2 protein-coding genes are annotated in these 1045 nt (G+C 54.6%); one reads left to right on the top strand and one right to left on the bottom strand.

The genetic code is table 11. The features are described from left to right. A partial coding sequence (locus tag V6D20_21550; protein HEY9818368.1) for an adenylate/guanylate cyclase domain-containing protein occupies positions 1-248 on the top strand: 248 nt, incomplete at its 5' end. A gap of 140 nt (positions 249-388) precedes the next feature. Here V6D20_21550 and V6D20_21545 read toward each other — a convergent pair. Then, a partial coding sequence (locus tag V6D20_21545; GenBank protein HEY9818367.1) for a WecB/TagA/CpsF family glycosyltransferase occupies positions 389-1045 on the bottom strand: 657 nt, incomplete at its 5' end.

Below are 1045 nucleotides of genomic sequence, written 5' to 3'. Positions count from 1 at the left end.
GGGTGATCGGCACCAAGAAATTTAGCTATGACCTCTGGGGCGATACCGTCAACGTGGCGTCTCGCATGGAGTCTCGGGGCGAGCCTGGTCGCATTCAAGTTACGCCCAAAACCTATGAATTCATTAAGCATCAATATATCTTTGAAAGCCGAGGGGAGATTTTTATCAAGGGGATTGGTCAAATGCCAACCTATTGGCTGATTGGACGGCGATCGCCCGATGTTTTACAACAGCTTCTAGAACAGTAGATGGTCTGGGTGGGTTTTGGCTTTCTCCCTTCGGGAGGCGTTTCACGTTGGCGTAGTCTGGCTTCAGGACAAACGACTTCGCTCAGCCAGCATAGTCTTTGGGATGTTGTTAACCTTGGGCTGATGAATACCTCCCAAGACTAACCATGCCACAGGGCCCGCCAGGCAAATTTTGGCAGTGCCAACATCCGCCGCCAGCGCCAAGGCTCTTGATAGAGCCGATAGGTCCATTCCAAGTGATTGTCGCGCAGCCACTGGGGAGCACGGGTTTTTGTGCCAGCCCAAATATCAAAACTGCCGCCCACGCCAATCCAAATGGATTGGGGGCAAAGATGTCGATGCTCATGGATCCAAAACTCTTGGCGGGGCACCCCCAAACCAACCAAAATAATGGCCGGCTGCTTTGCCGCCAGCGTCTCGCACAAGTCTCGATGTTCATCCGCACTCAGGTAGCCATGCTGCACCCCGGCGATCGCCAAGGAGGGCAGTTGGCTTTGCCATTGATCGGCGGCCTGTTGCGCCACTCCCGGTGAACCACCGTAAAAGAATAGAGAAGCGGCCTTGCCTTCTCCCCCAGCATCGGGCGATCGCCGAATGAGTGATTCCGCTAATTCAATGCCAGGACAGCGCTGCACTCGCTTGCCCCGCAGCCGTAGGTAGAGCACCACGCCAGCTCCATCAGGAATCACCAGTTCTGCCTGCTGAATCACGTTAGCGAGATCGGGATTGGTATCAGCCTGCATCGACATCTCAGCATTGAGGGTGACTACATGTACCCCTTGCTGCTGCTGGATTTG

This window comes from Candidatus Obscuribacterales bacterium, from assembly GCA_036703605.1.
Taxonomy (GTDB): domain Bacteria; phylum Cyanobacteriota; class Cyanobacteriia; order RECH01; family RECH01; genus RECH01.
Note: the sequence above shows the minus strand (reverse complement) of the source record. Positions and strands in the feature narration are given on the sequence as shown.